The sequence below is a fragment of the Kribbella qitaiheensis genome, assembly GCF_014217565.1.
GTDB classification, from domain to species: Bacteria; Actinomycetota; Actinomycetes; order Propionibacteriales; family Kribbellaceae; genus Kribbella; species Kribbella qitaiheensis_A.
Genome location: NZ_CP043661.1, coordinates 6,972,263 through 6,990,023 on the forward strand (window position 1 = coordinate 6,972,263; position 17,761 = coordinate 6,990,023).

Below are 17,761 nucleotides of genomic sequence, written 5' to 3' on the forward strand. Positions count from 1 at the left end.
CGGATCCCACCGACCGGCGTCGTGGAATGGGTCGACCAGCGGACCACAGCCGGCAAGGTGGCCGTCGCCCGTCCCGGGAAGTCGCGAGTCGAGGCCCCCGGCGTACTGAGCCTGGTTTCAGTCGGTACTCCGGCGCCTGGCGCCACCGTCCGGATCGTGGGCCCCAACGGCGCCGTCCTCCCGGAAGGCCGGATCGGCCAACTCCAGATCGCCTCCGCCCGCGTCACCCCCGGCTATCTTGGCAACCCCGACGCCGACCGCGCCGCCTTCCCGGCCGGCAACTGGCCTGCCCGCAAGTGGCTCGCAACCGGCGACCAGGCCTTCATCACCGGCGGCCAGGTAGTCATCACCGGCCGAGACAGCGAACGCATCATCCTCAACGGCCAGAACTACTACGCCCACGACATCGAAACCGTCGCCGCCACAGTCCCCGGCGCCGAGCCCGGCCTGGTAGCAGCCTGCGGCCTATCCGACCCCACCACCGGCACAGACCGCCTACTAATCTTCTTCGCCGCCCCCGAACCTCCCGCTCACGCCGGCCAGCCCGCGCCGCACGCCCACGTCACTCCGGGCGCCCCGGCCAGCCAATTCGCTCCAGGCGGTCCGCCCGCTCGCGGCGGCCCAGCCGCCCAGCTCACCCCGCCCGGCCCGCCTTCTCCTGCCGCGGAGGTCGCCGACGCGATCCGAGCGATCCTGCACGACCGCCTCGGTCTGACGGCGCAAGTGATCGGCGTACCGCGCCGCCACTTCCCGACCACCCCCGGCGGCAAGATCCTCCGCCCCCTCCTAAAACAACGCTTCGTCGACGGCAGCCTGAACGCCCCGACCTCCCCGTACGGCGAACCACTCCGCGCCAACACCCGGTACGACGCCCCCTCGCCCCGCACCGACTTCGACGACGACGCCGACCGAACCACCGAACTCCCCGTCGTCCGCCTAGCCTGGCGCCGCACCCTCGCCGACTCCATCCCCACACCCCCTTCACGCCCCACCCTCGGCGCCAACCGCCTCCCCCCAACACCGCCCACCGAACACCCCGCCAAGCCACCCGCAGACTCCGCCGAGGCATCCGCAGACCTCGCCGAGCCCGCCCCGGCAGCCGAACCCGCGGACGACCCGGCCCTGCTGGCCGAGCCGGCTGCCGACCGATCCGCAGACCTCGCCGCCCCCGCGCCTACAGCCGAGGCCGCACACCACCGCGCGCAGCCCGCCAATGCCGCCGACCCAGCCGCGGCCCCAGACGACCGCGCGCAGCGCACCAAGTCGGCCGACCCCGCGTCTACCGCCGCCGCAGACCGCGACGCGCAGCCCGCCGGGCTGTCTGCTGACCTTGCCGGACCAGTGCCTGCCGCCGACGTCGCCGACGACCGCACCGACTCGGTCGAGTCGTCCAACGACCTCGCCGCTGTCACCGCAGCCCGATCCGCCGAGCTTGCCGGGCCTGTGCCTGCCGCCGACGTCGCGGATGACCGCACCGAGCCCGCCAACTCCGTCGAGTCGTCCGCAGACCTCGCCGAGCGTGCGCCCACGGCCGATGCTGCGGACCACCCTGCCCAACCCGCCGAGGACCAGTCCACCGTCGTCGCCCCCGCCGAGCCCGCTGCCGACTTTGCCGAGCAGCGTGCCGATTCTGCCGAGCAGCTGGCCGATTCCGCCGAGGCATCCGCAGACCTCGCGGACGACCGCACCAAGTCCGCCGACTCCGCGGACTCGTCCACAGACCTCGCCGAGCGCGCGCCCACGGCCGATGCTGCGGATCACCCAGCCCAGCCCACCGACTCCGGCGAGGAACAACTCGCTCAGTCCGCTGAGTTCTCTGCCGCTCCCACCGACCCGGCGCCCGCCGAAGCTTCGGCTGGACCGGCGGAGCACCCAGCGCAGCTTGATGAGCCCGCCGAAGCGCTTGAGGACCAGACCGAGCAATCCGCCGAAGCAGCGTCCGACGAGCCAGCCGAAAAGGAGTCGGCCTCCACAGATCATGCTGAGGTCGCCGAGGAGCCGACGGAAGACGGGAAGGCTGACGGTGCTGAGCGGGCAGCCGAGGCGACCGCGCCGGAGACGCCTGAAGAAGCCGGCCAGCAGACGGGCGAGCCTGACGCCGCCGCTGACGAGCCCAGTGAGGTAGTCGAGGAGAAGTCGGCGTCCACGGATCAGGCTGAAGCCGCCGAAGAGCCGACGGCCGGTGCCCCCAGGCAGCCCGAGGATGCCTCGGCGCAGACCGGGGAACCGCTCGGGCAGAGCGAGGCCGTCGAGAAGACGGTCGAGGCGATCGCGCCGGAGACGCCCGAGGAAGCCGGGCAACAGGCGGGCGAGCCCGACCCTGCCGCTGACGAGCCCAGCGAGGTAGTCGAGGAGTCGGCGTCCACGGATCGGGCTGAAGCCGTCGTGGAGCCGACTGACGACGCCCCCGGTCAGACCGAGATATCGGTCGGGCAGACCGAGGTGGTCGAACAGACGGTCGAGGCGATCGCCCCGGAGAAGCCTGAGGAAGCCGGCCAGCGTAAGGGCGAGCCTGACGCCGCCGCTGACGAGCCCAGTGAGATAGTCGAGGAGAAGTCGGCGTCCACGGATCAGGCTGAGGCGGTCGAGGGGCCGACGGACGGCGCTCCCGGGCAGACCGGGGACGCCTCGGTGCAGACCGGGGAGCCGGTCGGGCAGATCGAGGTTGTTGAGCAGGCGATTGCGCCGGAGACGCCTGAGGAAGCCGGGCAGCAGGCGGGCGAGCCTGATGGTGCCGCTGACGAGCCGGCCGAGGTAGTCGAGGTGGAGTCGGCGTCCACGGATCGGGCTGAGGCCGTCGAAGAGTCGCCGGAAGGCGCGGTCGGGCAGACCGACGATGCCTCGGTGCGGACCGGGGAGCCGGTCGGGCAGACCGATGGTGTTGAGCAGGCCGTTGAGGCGATTGCGCCGGAGACCGCCGAGGAAGCCGGGCAGCAGGCGGGCGAGTCTGACGCTTCCGCCGAGGGGCCTGCCGAGGTAGCTGAGGAGGAGTCGGTCTCCACGGCTCAGGTCGAGGCGGTCGGGGAGCCGGCGGACGGCACTTCTGGGCAGACTGAGGACGCCCCGGCGCAGGCCGGGGGACCACTCGGTCAGACCGAAGGTGTTGAGCGGGCAGTCGAGGCCATCGCGCCGGAGACGTCTGAGGAGGCTGGGCAGCCTGCCGAGGTCGAGCGGGTGGCGGAGGGTGCACCGGCCGAGTCGGACTCGACCGAGGACGAGCATTCGGAGACTCAAGGGTCCGAAGCGCTCGTGTCTGGGGCCGCGCGGCTAGCTGGAGCTGAGACGACCGCGGCTGGTCCCGCTCAGGTTGCCGGGGTACCGGCTGCTGGCCTGGTGCACACCACCGACGAGGAGTCGGCGTCCGCGGAAGCCGCCGAAGCAGGGGGAGCGGGGAAGGCTGATCCTGCGGATGACGAGCTCGAGACCGCGCGGGCGGTAGAGGTTGCGGACGCAGCTGGGGTCTCCGAAGGTGCCGAGCTGGCGGAAGGTGACGAGACCGTCGAGTCGGCAAAGGCGGGCGAGGCCGGCGGGCAGGTAGTTGCTGGGAGTGTCGAGGCGGCGGAGGGTGACGAGTCCGTCGAGTCGGCGGAGGCGGGCGAGGCCGACGGGCAGGTAGTTGCTGAGAGCATCGAATCGGCGGAAGCTGTCGAGAGCATCGAATCGGCGGAAGCTGTCGAGATTGTCGGGTCGGCGGATGGGGCTGACTTTGTCGAGCCTGAGGCCGGGGGACTGGTTGGGGCCGCGGGGGGCACTGCCTCTGCTGAGGTCGCGGAGACGGGCGAAGGTCGTGGGCAGGTCCACGGAGCTGAGTCTGGCGATGTTGCCGACGCGGCGGAGGTTGTCGAGCCCGCTCGAGGGGTCGCGGCCATGGCGTCCGTTGAGGGTGTTGGGGCGGGGGCGACCCCCGAAGGGGTTGGCGCCGAAGGTGTCGAGGGTGCGGCGCGTGCCGAGGGCGCGGTGCATACCGAGGGTGTCGTTGGTTCGGCTGCGGCGGGTGCTGGTGGGGGGTGGCTGGCGCGGGTTGTTGGGGCGTTCAGGGGGGTGTTGGGGGACGAGGTTGATGAGCGGACCGGGTTGTATGAGTTGGGGGTTGACTCGGTTGCGATGGTTCGGGTGCATACCCGGTTGCAGGAAGTGCTGGGGCTGGAGTTTCCGCGGGCGGTGATGTTCGAGCAGGAGTCGATTCTTGCTTTGAGCAACTTCCTTGAGGAGCGTGCCGAGGAGTTCCGGAGTACGGCGGCTGCGCATTCGAGCGAGCAGGCCGCGCCCGCGCGGAGTCAAAGTAAGCGGGGCCAAGGGAAGGCTGGGAAGAAGCAAGCGGTTGAGCCGATTGCGATTATCGGGTTGGCGGCGAGGCTTCCTGGCGCGGATACCCTCGAGCAGTTCTGGGACAACCTTGCGGGTGGCGTGGAGAGCCTGCGGAGGTTCACCACCGACGAGGTCGCCGGGGCGAAGGATGCCTTTGGCAATGAAGAGCTGGTGGCGGTGAGCGGTGCGCTGGACGACGTGGAGTCGTTCGACGCGGAGTTCTTCGGGCTGAGCGATCGCGAGGCCGAGTTGACCGACCCGGCCCAGCGGATCTTCCTCGAGGTCTGCCAGCACGCCCTCGAACACGGCGGCCATGCAGGTGCGGCCGGCCGGATCGGCATCTTCGCCGGGTCCGGCATGAACCTCTACACCCAGCAGAACCAGCCACCCGACTTCCTCGCGACGCGGGTCGCATACCGCCTCGGTCTGACCGGCCCGGCGATCGGAGTACAAGCTGCCTGGTCGTCATCCCTGGTAGCGATTCACCTTGCCTGCCAGGCGTTGCGCTCCGGCGATGCGGACCTCGCGCTCGCCGGAGCGGCCGCCGTACATGTGCCGCAGGCAACGGGTTATCACGCCAGCCCGGAGTCGATCCTGTCGCCGACCGGCCACATCCGCGTGTTCGACGCGGCGGCAGACGGCACGGTCGGCGGTAATGGCGTCGCGGCCGTGCTGCTGAAGCGACTCGACCAGGCGGTGACGGACGGCGACACCGTGTACGCGGTGATTCGTGGATCCGCGGTCAGCAATGAGAGCGACCAGGCCGAGCTGGTCGAGCACGCACTCGAGAAAGCCGGCGTACCGGCCGAGTCGATCAGCTACATCGAGGCGAACGCGACCGGCACCGCCGTCGAGGACGCTCGCGAGTTCCGCGCGCTGGCATCCGTACTGCGCAAGCACACCGACAAGGTCGGCTTCTGCACGATCGGCTCGGTCAAGCCCAACATCGGCCATCTCGACAGCGCCGCGGGCATGGCCGGCCTGATCAAGACCGTACTGATGCTGCAGCACCGGACCCTCGTGCCGACCATCAACCACACGTTGGCCGACCCGGAACTCCCGATGGCCAACAGCCCGTTCGTGATCGGCACCACCACGCGCGACTGGGAAGCCGGTACGCCGTTGCGCGCCGGCGTGAGTGCGCTCGATGCGGGTGGCACCAGCGCGCATGTGATCCTCGAAGAAGCGCCTCGGCAGGTCCGCCGCGGCGACGACGGCCCGGTGGTGTTGCCGTTGTCGGCACCCGATCCGGAAGCGCTGACCGAACTCGTCGACCTGTTCCGCATCGATCTGGAGACAGGCACCGGCCACCGCCTCATCGACCTCGCCAGTACGGCGGCGCTCGGTCGCCCGGCACACCGCCAGCGTTTGGCCGTGGCGGGTTCCTCGGAAGCTGAGCTGGCCGAGGCACTCAGTACTGCGCAGGCTGCCGCCGTGCCGCGCGGTGGACCCGGCCCGCTCGGGTTCGCCTTCACCGGGCAGGGTGCTGCCCGTCGCGGGATGGCAGCGGGACTTGCTGCGCGATTCCCGGTCTTCCGGTCGGTGCTGGATGAGTGCGACAAGGTGTACGCCGAGGAGTTCGGCGGCAGCCTGCTGGAGCTCTTGCTGACTCACGCTAGTACGTCGGAAGGCGTGTGGCCGACCGAGACCGCTCAACCCGCGCTGTTCGCCTTTGAGGTCGCGCTTGCCCGGCTTTGGCAGTCGTTCGGCGTACAGCCTGCTCTTGTGGTCGGCCACAGTGTCGGTGAGTACGCCGCACTGTGCGTGGCGGGTGCGCTGTCGCTGGCTGACGGCGTACGGCTGACTGCGAAGCGCGGCGAACTCATGCAGCGCGGCACTGTGCCGGGCGCGATGGTGGCGGTCCGGGCGGACGCTGATCGCGTGCGGGAGCTGGCACAGACGCCGGGTGTGGAGATTGCTGCCGGCAACGGACCGCAGTCGTTCGTGCTGACTGGTACCGAGGTGATCGTCGGGCAGCTCGCCGAGCAGCTGGACCGGCTTGAGGTCTCCTGGCAGCGGCTGGATGTCGACCGGGCGTTCCACAGCTCGCTGGTCGATCCGATCCTGGCCGACTTCGCCGAGGTGGTCGCGCAGATCTCGCTGCGGCCGCTGCGGATGCCGATGGTGTCGAGCTGGTCCGGTGAACTGCTGGAGAGCGGTATTGCGCTCGACAGCGACTACCTGGTCGGCCAGTTGCGCCAGCCGGTGTTGTTCGGCGACGCGGTCGAGGCGTTGACCGCGGCCGGATGCCGCCGGTTCCTGGAGCTCGGGCCGGACGCGGTACTCAGCCCGGCGGGTCGCCGGATCGCACCGAACAGCACCTGGATCCCGGCGCAACGTCTCGGCCAGGACCCGGTTCTGGCGACGATGAACGGCCTCGCGGAACTGTACGAACAGGGCACCGAGATCACCTGGTCGAAGGTCTACCCGAACGCCGGCCGCGTGCCGCTGCCGCTCTACCCGTTCCGCCGCGTCCACCACCCGGTCGACACCACAATCACCACGCCGGCCCGCGGCGGTTGTCGCAACCGCGCCCGCGGAACCGGCCGCGTCCGCAGCTGCGGTCGCATCAGCAGACGCCGGTACTACGGCGCGCCCGGTGATGCGAGCCGAAGGCGGCGAAGCGCGCCTCCGCCCGGCACTCAAGCGGATCCCGCTCGACCCGCCGACGTCCAACGGCATCACCCACAAACCCACCGAAGCTCCCGAAGACGCCGAACACTCGCCATTCGCCCTGCCAGCAGAAAACACCCATCCGATCCAGGTCGTAGAACTGAAGTCGGCGCCCCGCCCACCAGCGCCGGACACGTCCGCGGCGGGCGACGCGGCTGCAACCGCCGAGGCGGACAGCGGGGAGGCTTCACGCGAGCGCCGCGAGGCGTCGGACGGCGCTGTCGCGCTCGAGACGGCCGGCGAGGCAGCTGAAGGTGCTGGTGCGAGCGCGACGGCGGGCGTGCACGTTGAGGCTGCTGAAGGTGCTGGTGCGAGCGCGACGGCGCGCGTGCCCGGCGAGGATGAGGCAGTTGAACGTGTTGGTGTGAGCGGGATCGCGCGCGTGCTCGGCGCGGATGAGGCAGCTGCGGCCGTCGGGGACGCGGCGCAAGCGGGTTCTGTTGCTGGGGTGGATGGAGCGCAGGCGAGTTCTGCCGCGGGGGTGGCGGAGCGGTATCGGGATTCGCTGGCGGTGGTGCTGGATCTGACGGGGGAGCAGCTGGGGCTGGATCCGTACGACGTGACGGTGGATCACACGTTTGCCGAGTTGGGGGCGGATTCGCTGTCGATGTTGCGGGTGGTCGAGGAGGTTGGACAGCGGTTCGGCGTCGAGTTGGCCGTGAGTGAACTGTTCGACGAGTTGGACACACCGCACAAGCTGGCCTCGGCCGTTGCCTCGCGCAACCTTCCTGAGGGTGAGATCGATCCGTTCGACCTGCTGGCGCCCGCGGATTCTCCGGACCAGGCTGAGGCTTCGTATCGGGCGGCGGTGGCGGAATCCGTTGTGGTGAAGGACTCCCGGACGGCGCTGGCTGTGCTGGGGTCGGGGCTCGCGGAGCTCGCCGCGAAGGTCAGCGCGGCCGCGGCCGCGACCAGCGAGGCTGATCTGCCGGGTTCCGGAATGGCCGCGTTGATGTCGCAGCAACTGCGGGTTGCCGGTCAGTTGGTCGACGGCGTCACGAAGCTGATGCACGAACAGCTTGCCCTGCTCAACGAAACCACCCAGCCCAGTCCCAGCCAGACCACCGCAGCCGAGTCAACAACCGCCGGAAGGCAGGCGTCGGCGAAGGGTGCGGCGACGGAGAAGGATGCGGAGGCCGAAGCGGCTCGGGATGGGGCGGCGGAGGCCGAAGCGGCTCGGGGCGCAGCGGAGAAGGACTCTGCGGCAAAGAAGGCTGAAGCAGCTCGCAGCGCGGCCCGGGATTCGGCGGCGAAAGCAGAAGCGGCGCGGGATGCGGCGGAAGCTGAGGCGGCCAGGGGTGCTGCGAAGGCCAAGCAGGCTGCGGATCTGAAGTTCTGGCACGGAGTACTGGCTGGCGTGCAGCCCCTCGTACTACCCAGTGACAGGCCTCGGCCGGCTGCCAGCGCCGATGTCGCGACGGTAGAACTCGGCCTCGACGCGTCCCTCGGCGACGCGATCTTCGCGTTCAGCCGCGACCGCCGCGTCAGCCCGTTGATGACGATGCTCGCGGCCGTCGGCACCGTACTCGGCCGGTTCGCGGCCCAGGACGACATCACCATCGGCACCGCAGCACTTCGTGGCGCCGGCGCTCAGGAGTCTCGCGCGCTTCCGCTCCGCATGGACCTCTCCGGCGAACCGGATCTCGGCGACCTGGCCCAGCGGGTCCGCGAGATCACGATCGCCGCCTTCGATCACGCGACCGCCGACCTCGCAGTACTCGAGCAGGACCCGCTGTTTCAGGTCCTCGTCGAGTTCGAGCCCGGCGACGACGACCTGGCACCCGAGCTCGACCTGCGCCTCCGCCTCGCTCACCACGCCGGCGGCATCCGCTGTACTGCGGACTACCGGTCCGGCCTGTTCGACCAGGCAACCATCGAGCGCCTCCTGCACTACCTGGAAGCCGTACTCCGGCGCGCGATCACCGAGCCCCGGTTGAGCCTGCCCGAGCTGATGCTTCCGATCGAGCCCGATCGCAAGCTCCTCGCCGAGTTCGAAGGCGAGCCACCACCCGCCGAACCGTTCGGGCGGCTACGCCGGAACGCCGTCGTCGCCGGCGAACTCAGCGGCCTGCACACGCTCTTCGAGCAGCAGGTCGCCAGAACGCCGGACGCGATCGCCGTGATCCAGGGTGACCGGGAGCTCACGTACGCCGAATTGAACCGCCGATCGAACGCGGTCGCCTGGCAACTGGTTGACCTAGGCATCAAACCGGGTCAGCTGGTCGCAGTACGGGTTGCTCGTGGCGCTGAGTTGGTGGTCGCGGTACTCGCCGTGCTGAAGTCCGGTGCGGCCTACCTGCCGCTGGACCCCGGCGTACCGGAGTCGCGGTGGTCGTTCATGATCAACGACTCGGGCGCGGTGGCGCTGGTCGGTGACGATGCGGCGCTGGCCGATCGCCTCGGGTTGCGCCTGGTGCCGGTCGCTGCAGGCGACGCGGATCTGCGGGCGAAGCAGGCGCCGCCGGTGCGGGCCGCAGCCGATGACGTCGCTTACTGCATCTACACGTCGGGTTCGACCGGTAACCCGAAGGGCGTCGCGGTTCCGCATCGCGGCCCGGTCAACCTGGTCCGGCAGTATCTGCGGACTCGGCGATCGCTGCGCACGTTGCAGTGGACGTCGTTCGGCTTCGACGTTCACGTGCAGGAGTTGTTCACCGCGCTCGCGTCCGGCGCGGCGCTGGTGGTGATCGGCGAGGACGACCGGTACGACCCCGACGAGGTCGTCGCCGCGCTCACGAAGTACGAGGTCGAGCGGTTGTTCATGACCTTCACCCCGTTGACCGCGCTGCTGGCGACCATGCCGGAGATGCCGAAGCTGCCCGCGCTGCGGGAGATCGTCGCGGGTGGCGAGGCAATGGTGCTGACGCATGGAATCAAGGACTTCCTGGCGGCGCACCCGGAGTGCTTGCTCTACAACGAGTACGGGCCGACAGAGGCGTCGGTGGTGACCACGATCCACCAGGTCGACCCGGCCGAGGACAGGCCTTCGATCGGGCGACCCATCGACGGCGTCGTGGTCCGGTTGCTCGACGAGGCGCTTCGCGCGGTTCCGGTCGGCGCGATCGGTGAGATCCATCTGGGTGGCGCGGCCGTTGCTCAGGGCTACCTTGGCCGGCCGGACGAGACCGAGGCGGCGTTCGTCAACGACCCGGCGCATCCGGGCGGCCGGCTCTATCGCAGTCGCGACCTGGGGCGCTGGCGGGCCGACGGCACGCTGGACTACCTCGGCCGGGTCGACGACCAGGTGAAGATCCGTGGTCACCGAGTGGAGCCGGGCGAGACCGAATACGTGCTCGCCGACCTTGCCGGCGTGGTGGATGCCGTCGTGGTGGCCAACACGGACCCGGCCGGAGACACGTGCCTGATCGGGTACGTCGTACTCGAGGACGATGACCCCGCGGTACTGGCGCGGTTACTGCTCGAACTGACCAAGGAACTGCCGATCTACCTGGTCCCGGCCGACCTGATCCCGATCGAGGATCTCCCGCTGGACGCCAGCGGCAAGCTCGACCGAGCCCGGCTACCCGAGCCGGAGTGGCTCAAAGACTGAGCCACAGACGGCGGTTCTGCACCGTGGACGGGGGTGTTTCGCCCGGTGACGGCCCTCCCGCAGCCACCGGCCCACCGTCCGCGGTGCAGAACCCGCGACGATCCTCATCCCTCCCGAGGATCGATCGCACTCCCGGCCCGTCGGCGGAGCAGCGCGAAGGCGCTGATCACGCAGATGAGCAGGGAATAACAGGCCCAGACGGGTCCGACGTTGCCGAGCTCAGGTCCGTTCCCCAACGACCCGAGCGCGACGACGACGGTGACCACGGCAAGCGCGATCAATGGGCCCGTCCAGCCCAGCACGCCCATCCGCAGCGGTTCCTCGATCTCGGCCGAATCGTCCGAGATCGGTGCAGCGGAGATGGCACGGCCCCGGAGGGCCTCGTGCAGGGCCGCGACGCCGCACGAGGCGGCGACGTTCAATAGCAGCAGGCGGCCGGCAACGTCCTCGATCGCCGCTCCGCCCGGTCCGACGGTGCCGTAGATGACGGCGTACGCGTCGACCGGAACGGTTGCGGCGGCGGCGACGGCGACCACCAGCTGGAAGAAACGAGGCCGGCGCACAGCGGCGCGCAAACGGCCGTGACCGGACGTCGTCAGGATCACGAGTCCGGTGAAGAAGAGCGCGAAGATCAGAAGTACCACAACGTCCATCTGGACCTGTCCCTACGGTCGCGCGTTGCACCTGACAACACTGGTGGACGTGCACACTTCAACCACTTTGTCCGCGTAGGTGGCGGAGAGTCGCCTCTCCGCCACCCACACGTACGGTCAATCCCTGGCATGCAGGACCCCCCCTGATTGCCCCTGGATGACGTGCCCCCACCCCATCCATCCGTAGCATCGCGTAGAGAGGGCCGATCGTTACAGACTTTTCGCAATTGAGTAAAAACTGCACAAAATTGCTCGGGAGACCCCTTTCCGCACGATACATATGTGTGCGAGGAGTCGCTCACCGTGTCGTCACGGTGACGTTGGCGCCAACTGCTGTCGAACGGCTACCCGGTGGCATCCACCGTGGATTGTTGCCCCAATCTGGGAACGTTGCCGGAATCTGGAACCGAACGGACTCGAATGTCGGATTGTCCGGCAGAGCCCGGATCGAGCGCGTCCCAGCCGAGCCGGGCGGCGCCGATCAGGCCGGCGTTGTCGAGTTGGGCCGGTTCGACGGTCAGATCGGCGACGAACGGCAGCTGCGCGAGCCGCTTCACCCAGCGCTGGACCGGGTCGAAAAGGACGGGTCCGGCCTTCGCCACCCCGCCACCGATCACCACCGTGGTCAGGTCGACAGTGACGGCGGTCGCGACGATGCCCGCGGCAAGTGCCTGCGCCCCGTCGTCGAAGATCGCCAGCGCGATCTCGTTGCCCGCGGCCGCGTCGGCGGACAGTACTGCCGCGTCGACGTCCTCGTGGGTCCGCCAGCCGCGCCGCTTGGCCCGGGCCACCATCCGGGGCCCGCTGGCGTACGTCTCGACGCAGCCGTACGACCCGCACGCACACGCTTCGCCATCGAGATCCACCACCATGTGACCAAGGTGTGCCGCGTTGCCCGACTGACCGAGCAGCGGCTTCCCGTCGAGCACCAGACCCGCACCGACGCCGGTGGAGACCACGATGCCGAGCAGACTGTCGACACTGCGCCCGGCGCCGGTCCAGAACTCGCCCAGCGCGAAGCAGTGCCCGTCGACCCCGAGCCGGACCGGTACGTCGCCGGCCAGGTCCCGGACCCGGTCCACCAACGGAAAGTTCCGCCAGCCGGTGATGTTCACCGGCGAGACCAATCCGTGCTCCTGGTCGAGCGGTCCGGCGGATCCGATCCCCACCGCCGCCGGCCTCGCGTCGCCACGGACCCGATCGATCAGCTCACCGAGCGCCGCGAACACCTGGTCGGCGTCCCCGGCCGGGGTCGCGATCCGGTCCTTGCGGAGGATCCGGCCATCGTCGGAAACGATCGCGGCGGCCATCTTGGTGCCGCCGATGTCGATGCCGAGTACGGTCAATGCGTCGTCGCTCATGGTCCCCCCGTCAGTGCCGGTGCAGATTGTCAGGTTGCGAGCTGTCGCCCGGGTGCTCGAGGCCGTGCACCAACCGGACCCGTTCGTGGGTGGCCGCGTTGAGCCAGCGCGCGAACGACTCCAGCCGGGCACTGTCCAGCAACTCTGCGTGCCAATGGGCGACCGCGACGTCGGGGTCGTCCGGTGGCTCTTCGCCGAGGACGTCTGCCGCGTACTCCAGCTGAGCGCGGGGGATCCGCACGTCCTGGCTGACCAGCGCGGCCAACCGGCGTACGGGCTCTGAAGCGGTGAGGGCGGCAGCGGTGATGGACCCGACGGCGATCGCGGTGGACACGTCCAAGGGCCTGGCCGGCGCCGCCGGTACTACGGCCTCGCGGCGAGCCAGCTCGTCGATGCAGAGTTGCTCAGTGAGGACGACCTGGGCGACCCAGCGGGCCAGTTGGCGGCCCTCCCGGCTGTCCGGCCGCGGGAGCACGCAGGCGACGTCACTGGCGCGGAGGGTCGCCAGGCGTTCGTCGAGCAGCGCGCGCGGTACGGGCCTGTCGTTCAGATACCCCATTACCTCTGCAGGTGCGTGCTCCAGGTGGATGTGGCTGTGGCTGTGATCATCGCCATGGCCGTGCTGCAAAGTGGCCGTCACGAGATCTCCAGCCGCACGGTCGGTGCGTACTGCGCTCGTCCGAACCACATCACCTTCGGCAGCACCCAGGCGTGCGCCGGCGTGGCATCAGCTGGCGCCACGACCGGAACTGAGACCACCACGGACGACTTGGCCGGTACTACGACCGCGTGCACCGGCTCGGGCAGCCAGGGCCAGGTCCCGTACGGCGAGGCGAGCTGTAGCTCGGCCCGAATCTCCGACTTGGTGTTGTTCGTGAAGGTCAGGTCCAGCGATTCCGTGGTGCCGGGCGTCAACCGGAGGTCCGGGGTCGAAGGCGTCACAGTCAGACCGGTTGGCCGTCCCGGTTCGCCCTCGACGGCGCCGGATCCGTGCTCCGGCAGCTGGGAGGGTGGCAGCGCGAACCCGATCGTGGCCGTCAGCTCGGGGCTGTCGCCGACGAACACTGTGACGACGTCCTCAACAGCCTGTACTCCGGCGCCGCCGGCCAGCTCGTCCGTTTGAGTGACGACGCGAGCCGATACGAAGTACTGGCCTGGCTCGCAGTCGGCGATCGGGGTGACGTTGATGTTGTGGCGAGTGTAGCCGCCGGGCTCCAGCTGGATCCGCCGGTCCGGCTGGTCCGAGGTCCACCCCGGTGGGAGGTCGAGGGTGAGGGTGCCCTCGGCAACGGAATCGACATACTGGTTGGCGATCACCAACGACATCTCGAAGCTCTTGCCGCCGGTTCGAGCGATGGTGGGGGAGACCGAGAGGCTGACGGGGAGGAAGCCCATCTGGGCCGGGCCGCGGTTGTGCAGCCAGTAGCGCGAGTACGACGGCTGGGCGATCTCGGCGGGCTGGCCGAGAATCGTGGGCTCGGCCGGTACGTCGGTGGCGAGGTCGAGGACGAAGGTGTCGACCGCGGATCCGGCCAGGTCCACGATGAAGTTGCCGTCAGCAACCTCTATCGGAGCGCCGCGGTGTTCGAGTAGGTCCGCGTGGCAGGCGGCGGTGATCGGAACGGCGGAGGTGACTGTGGCGGTGGCGCCCAGGCCGGTGGCCTCGATCAGGCGGATGGTGACGCCTTCGCGTGGGTCGGATGCCGTACCGGAGCCGTGGGCGATCGGGTTTCCGGCCGGCTTCAGGGTCGATACCAGGACGTCTCGCTCAGGCTTGACTTGCAGCAAGGAATGAGCGTGCGGAAGTAGGCCGTCGTGGGTGGTGGTGGTTGCTGCGAGCAACGGAGAGGAGAATTCCTGGCCGCGTGACGGGAGCTTCTGGGCACGCCAGTCGCCGTCGCCTGCTGTCAGCGCGTAGCGGAATTCGTGCGTCCAGTGCTGCAGCTGGAACGAGGATCCGTCGGGTGTCGATCGCCGCGGTGGGTCGATCCAAATCCCTGCCGGCCAGCCGCTGCAGGACCGCAGCAGCGATGCGTGAAGGGCGCCGGTCGCGTCAACCGCAAAGCCAGGCAGGCCGTAGGTCAGCAAGGCAACCGTCGCGTCGACGAACTCCTCGATCACTCCGTCGCCCTGCACGACCGCGGTGATCCGAGCCTCGCCCAACTCCGCGATAGCCCGCTCCACAGCAGCGGCGTCCGGCAGCACCAGCGCCGAAATCGCCCGCACATCTCGCACATCCGCATTCGGCTTCCACACCACAGCAAGCGCCGTCTCCGCCGGCACAAAGACCGCCGCAGCTCCAGCGCCTTCGGTGCCGCTCGCTCCCGCGTCAGTGAGCCTGCTCGCCCCCGCCCCCGCCCCCGCCGCAGCCCCGGCGCCTATGGCGCCGCTCGCGCTCAGCAGGGAGTCGGTGAGGGGGTTGGTGCCCACCAGGATGCGGAGGTCGGGGAGGTTGGAGTCGACCTTGAGGCTGCCGTAGCGGGAGCCGCTGGCGAGGGAGGTGGTGGCTGTTACGCCGACCCGGGCGAGGGCTACTACCAGGTCGCGGACGTCGGAAGGCTGGGTGTCGTCCGGTACGACGATCTCGGCGACGGCCACCGGGCGAGTACCGATCTTGTTGCCTTCGGCATCGACTAGGGAGATCTGTGCAGTGGAGCCGAGGGCGAACCACGTGTTCGCCGGATTGTCCAGCGTCCAAGGGGCTTGCTCGCTGTCCACGTCGATCAATCCGAAGCCGCGACCGACGACCGCACCGGCCACCTCGCTCAACGGCAACGCGCCCGGCACATCCGCGGGGAACTTCACCCGCACCAGCCGGTCCGACTGCGCGTGGTCGAGGATCCTGGTGGTGAACTCGATCCGGTCGAGCCCGGCGTACGCGGTGATCACGGACTCGTACGCGATCCCGTCCACCTCGCCGCGGCTCACAACCCGGCTGCCCAGCGGCCCGGTCTGGGTGAGCACCTTCGCGGGCGCCTCGGAGGAGCCGACAACCGGTCCGGACGGAGTGAGGTGCCACGGCCCTTCACCGAACCGCGGGTGGTCCGGGTACTCCTCGTAGACGCGGAGCTCGTTGCCGAGGCCCTTCAGCACCTGGCGCCCGGACCGCTTGTCGAGGATCGAGCTGACCGCGCCACCACGCGAAGGGTCGACGGTCAGCTGGAAGAACTCGTTCTCGACCGAGTCGGCCGATTCGGCCGGCCCCCACGACCCCGCAGTACCGGAGGTCAGTTGGTAGGTCCGCCAGCCCAGCGAGGGCACGTCCTCGGCGAGGAAGGTCAGCTTCCCGCCCTCCACCACCGATGGCACCTCGACGCCATCCGCCGTCAAAGCCCTTACGTCCGAAGAGGCGAGGGGCACGCCCCCCGGTACTTCGGACGTAAGCGAAACGGAAACGAGGTCGGTGCGGGTGAAGGACAGCGTGTTGGTGACGACCACGACGTCCGAGCCGAAGGCGCTCGTGTCGATCCGCGCGGCGAAGGCTTCCAGCGAAGCCGACCGGGCCGCGTCCGAGAGATCGTGCGCCTCACGCCAGCCGGTCAGGAGGTCGATGTAGACCTGATCCGACTCAGAGCCGGTGATGGCGTCGTGGTGGGCGCCGTACGCGAGCTGTCGCCACACCTTGTCCAGCGAGGCCTCTGCGAACCGCCCGAGGCCCAGTAGGTCGGCGTACGTGCCCAGCTTCTCGGCATCGACAGCAGCGACCTCAGCAGCACGCTGGGCCTGCTTGGTGTCGATGTAGGAGACGTCCTTGCCGGTGTAGATCGGGTTCATGTCCCGCGACTGCGGCGACGGCTTCCGGCCGGTCTCGTCCAGCTCCGTCCGCACCCGGTCCATGAAGTGCTTGGTCGTACCGCACACGAACTTCGGCCACGCGTAGCGGTCCGCCCAGTCGTGGTGCAGTGCGGTGATCCAGGTGCTAGGCGGCGAGTAGTCGTCACCGACGGGCAGTAGCACGTTCTTGGTCGCCGCCACCGTCTTGAGCCTCGCGAACAGCTCATACGCCTGCTCGCCGGCCCGCCTCCACGCTGGGCGCCTTCTGCAGCTCCCACCCGGAGCCGTAGTGGTCCGGCATGTAGTGGGTGAGTACGCCGTCCCCACTGGGGCTGATCCACTCGAACTCGCTGTGGAACTGCATCACCGCGGCAGTGCCGACCCTGGGCTCGCTCCAAGCCTGCCGCAGCGGACCCCACTGGTGGAACGGGCCTCGTGCCCAGGCGCTGCCCGTCAGCCCGGCCTTGGCGAGATACCCGGGGAACTGCGGGTCGTGCCCGAACACGTCGAGCTGCCACGCGTTCTGCGGGTCACCGCCGAGGATGTCCCGCTGGTAGCCCACGCCGTAGACGATGTTGCGGATGGTCGTCTCCGCGCCGGTCAGGTTCGTGTTCGGCTCGTTGTAGGTGCCGCCGATGATCTCCACGCGACCCTCGGCGATCAGGCGTCGCAGTACGGACCTGTACTCGGGGAAGGTGTCGAAGTACGGCTTTAGATAGTCCAGCTCGGCCAGCACGAAGCAGTACGCCGGGTCGCGCAGCGCGAGCTTCAGGTGCGCGTCGACGAGGCTGAAGGCGTTGTGCGTGTACACGGGTCGGGTGGTGCCGTCCGCGCCGAGCAGGTCCCAGCCAGTCGTGTACGCCGCCTGCGTGTTCCACCAGACCGGGTCGTAGTGGAAGTGGGACACCATCACCATCGTCCAGCCCGGCTCGGCGATCACCAGCTGACCGCTGTCGGCCGCCAGCTCCCGCCCGTCTGCCAGCACCTTCACAGTGGCGCCGACAGACACCCCGTACTGCGAACGCAAGGCGGAGGCGACCTCGAGGGGCACCTCCAACACGGCCGGGCCGTCGCCCGCCACGACCTCCGCAGTACCGGAGACGTCGTCGCCCGCGACCTGCACGGTGAACGCGCCATCGGCGGATGAGCGGTCGAGCTCGATCCGCAGGATCTGGCGCGGGTCGTCCTCGGGGCCGACGAAGAGCTCGGGCGAGGACACACGGGTGATCTGCAAAGTCACGGTGAAGGAGCTCCGTCGAGAGCGGCGGTCAGGTCGGGAGACAACGTTATCCGTAACTGGCCTATTCGGCGAGGGCTAGCTGACGCTAATCACCGATGAACGCGCAGGTGAGCGCTCCGGATATGCCTTGACAAACGCTGACAACGATAGCCTCGAAGCGGCTCACCAAGCCCGATTTCTGGCTGTCCGTGACGGGGTGGTC

7 protein-coding genes are annotated in these 17,761 nt (G+C 69.3%); 2 read left to right on the forward strand and 5 right to left on the reverse strand.

The window, feature by feature from the left end; genetic code table 11:
- Positions 1–21: 21 nt before the first annotated feature.
- Positions 22–7,233, forward strand: coding sequence for a type I polyketide synthase (locus F1D05_RS33190; protein WP_185444271.1), 7,212 nt, complete (start codon positions 22–24; stop codon positions 7,231–7,233).
- A gap of 112 nt (positions 7,234–7,345) precedes the next feature.
- On the forward strand, positions 7,346–10,531 hold the full coding sequence (locus F1D05_RS33195) for a non-ribosomal peptide synthetase (protein WP_185444272.1): 3,186 nt from the start codon (positions 7,346–7,348) through the stop codon (positions 10,529–10,531).
- A gap of 104 nt (positions 10,532–10,635) precedes the next feature.
- Here the strand turns inward: F1D05_RS33195 and F1D05_RS33200 are convergent, their stop codons facing one another.
- The 5 genes from F1D05_RS33200 to F1D05_RS41410 form a co-directional block, all read right to left on the reverse strand.
- Positions 10,636–11,184, reverse strand: coding sequence for a hypothetical protein (locus F1D05_RS33200; RefSeq protein WP_185444273.1), 549 nt, complete (start codon positions 11,182–11,184; stop codon positions 10,636–10,638).
- A gap of 344 nt (positions 11,185–11,528) precedes the next feature.
- Positions 11,529–12,545, reverse strand: a complete 1,017-nt coding sequence (locus tag F1D05_RS33205) for an ROK family protein (protein ID WP_246486170.1) — start codon at positions 12,543–12,545, stop codon at positions 11,529–11,531.
- A 10-nt stretch (positions 12,546–12,555) separates the two neighbouring features.
- Positions 12,556–13,185, reverse strand: coding sequence for a DUF7158 domain-containing protein (locus F1D05_RS33210; RefSeq protein ID WP_246486171.1), 630 nt, complete (start codon positions 13,183–13,185; stop codon positions 12,556–12,558).
- A complete protein-coding gene (locus F1D05_RS33215; protein ID WP_246486172.1) occupies positions 13,182–16,520 on the reverse strand; it encodes an NEW3 domain-containing protein in 3,339 nt (1,112 codons plus the stop codon). Before F1D05_RS33215 ends, F1D05_RS33210 begins: the two co-directional genes overlap by 4 nt.
- A 22-nt stretch (positions 16,521–16,542) precedes the next feature.
- Positions 16,543–17,559 (reverse strand): hypothetical protein, encoded by a 1,017-nt coding sequence (locus tag F1D05_RS41410; RefSeq protein ID WP_246486173.1) that lies wholly within the window; start codon positions 17,557–17,559, stop codon positions 16,543–16,545.
- Positions 17,560–17,761 lie beyond the last annotated feature (202 nt).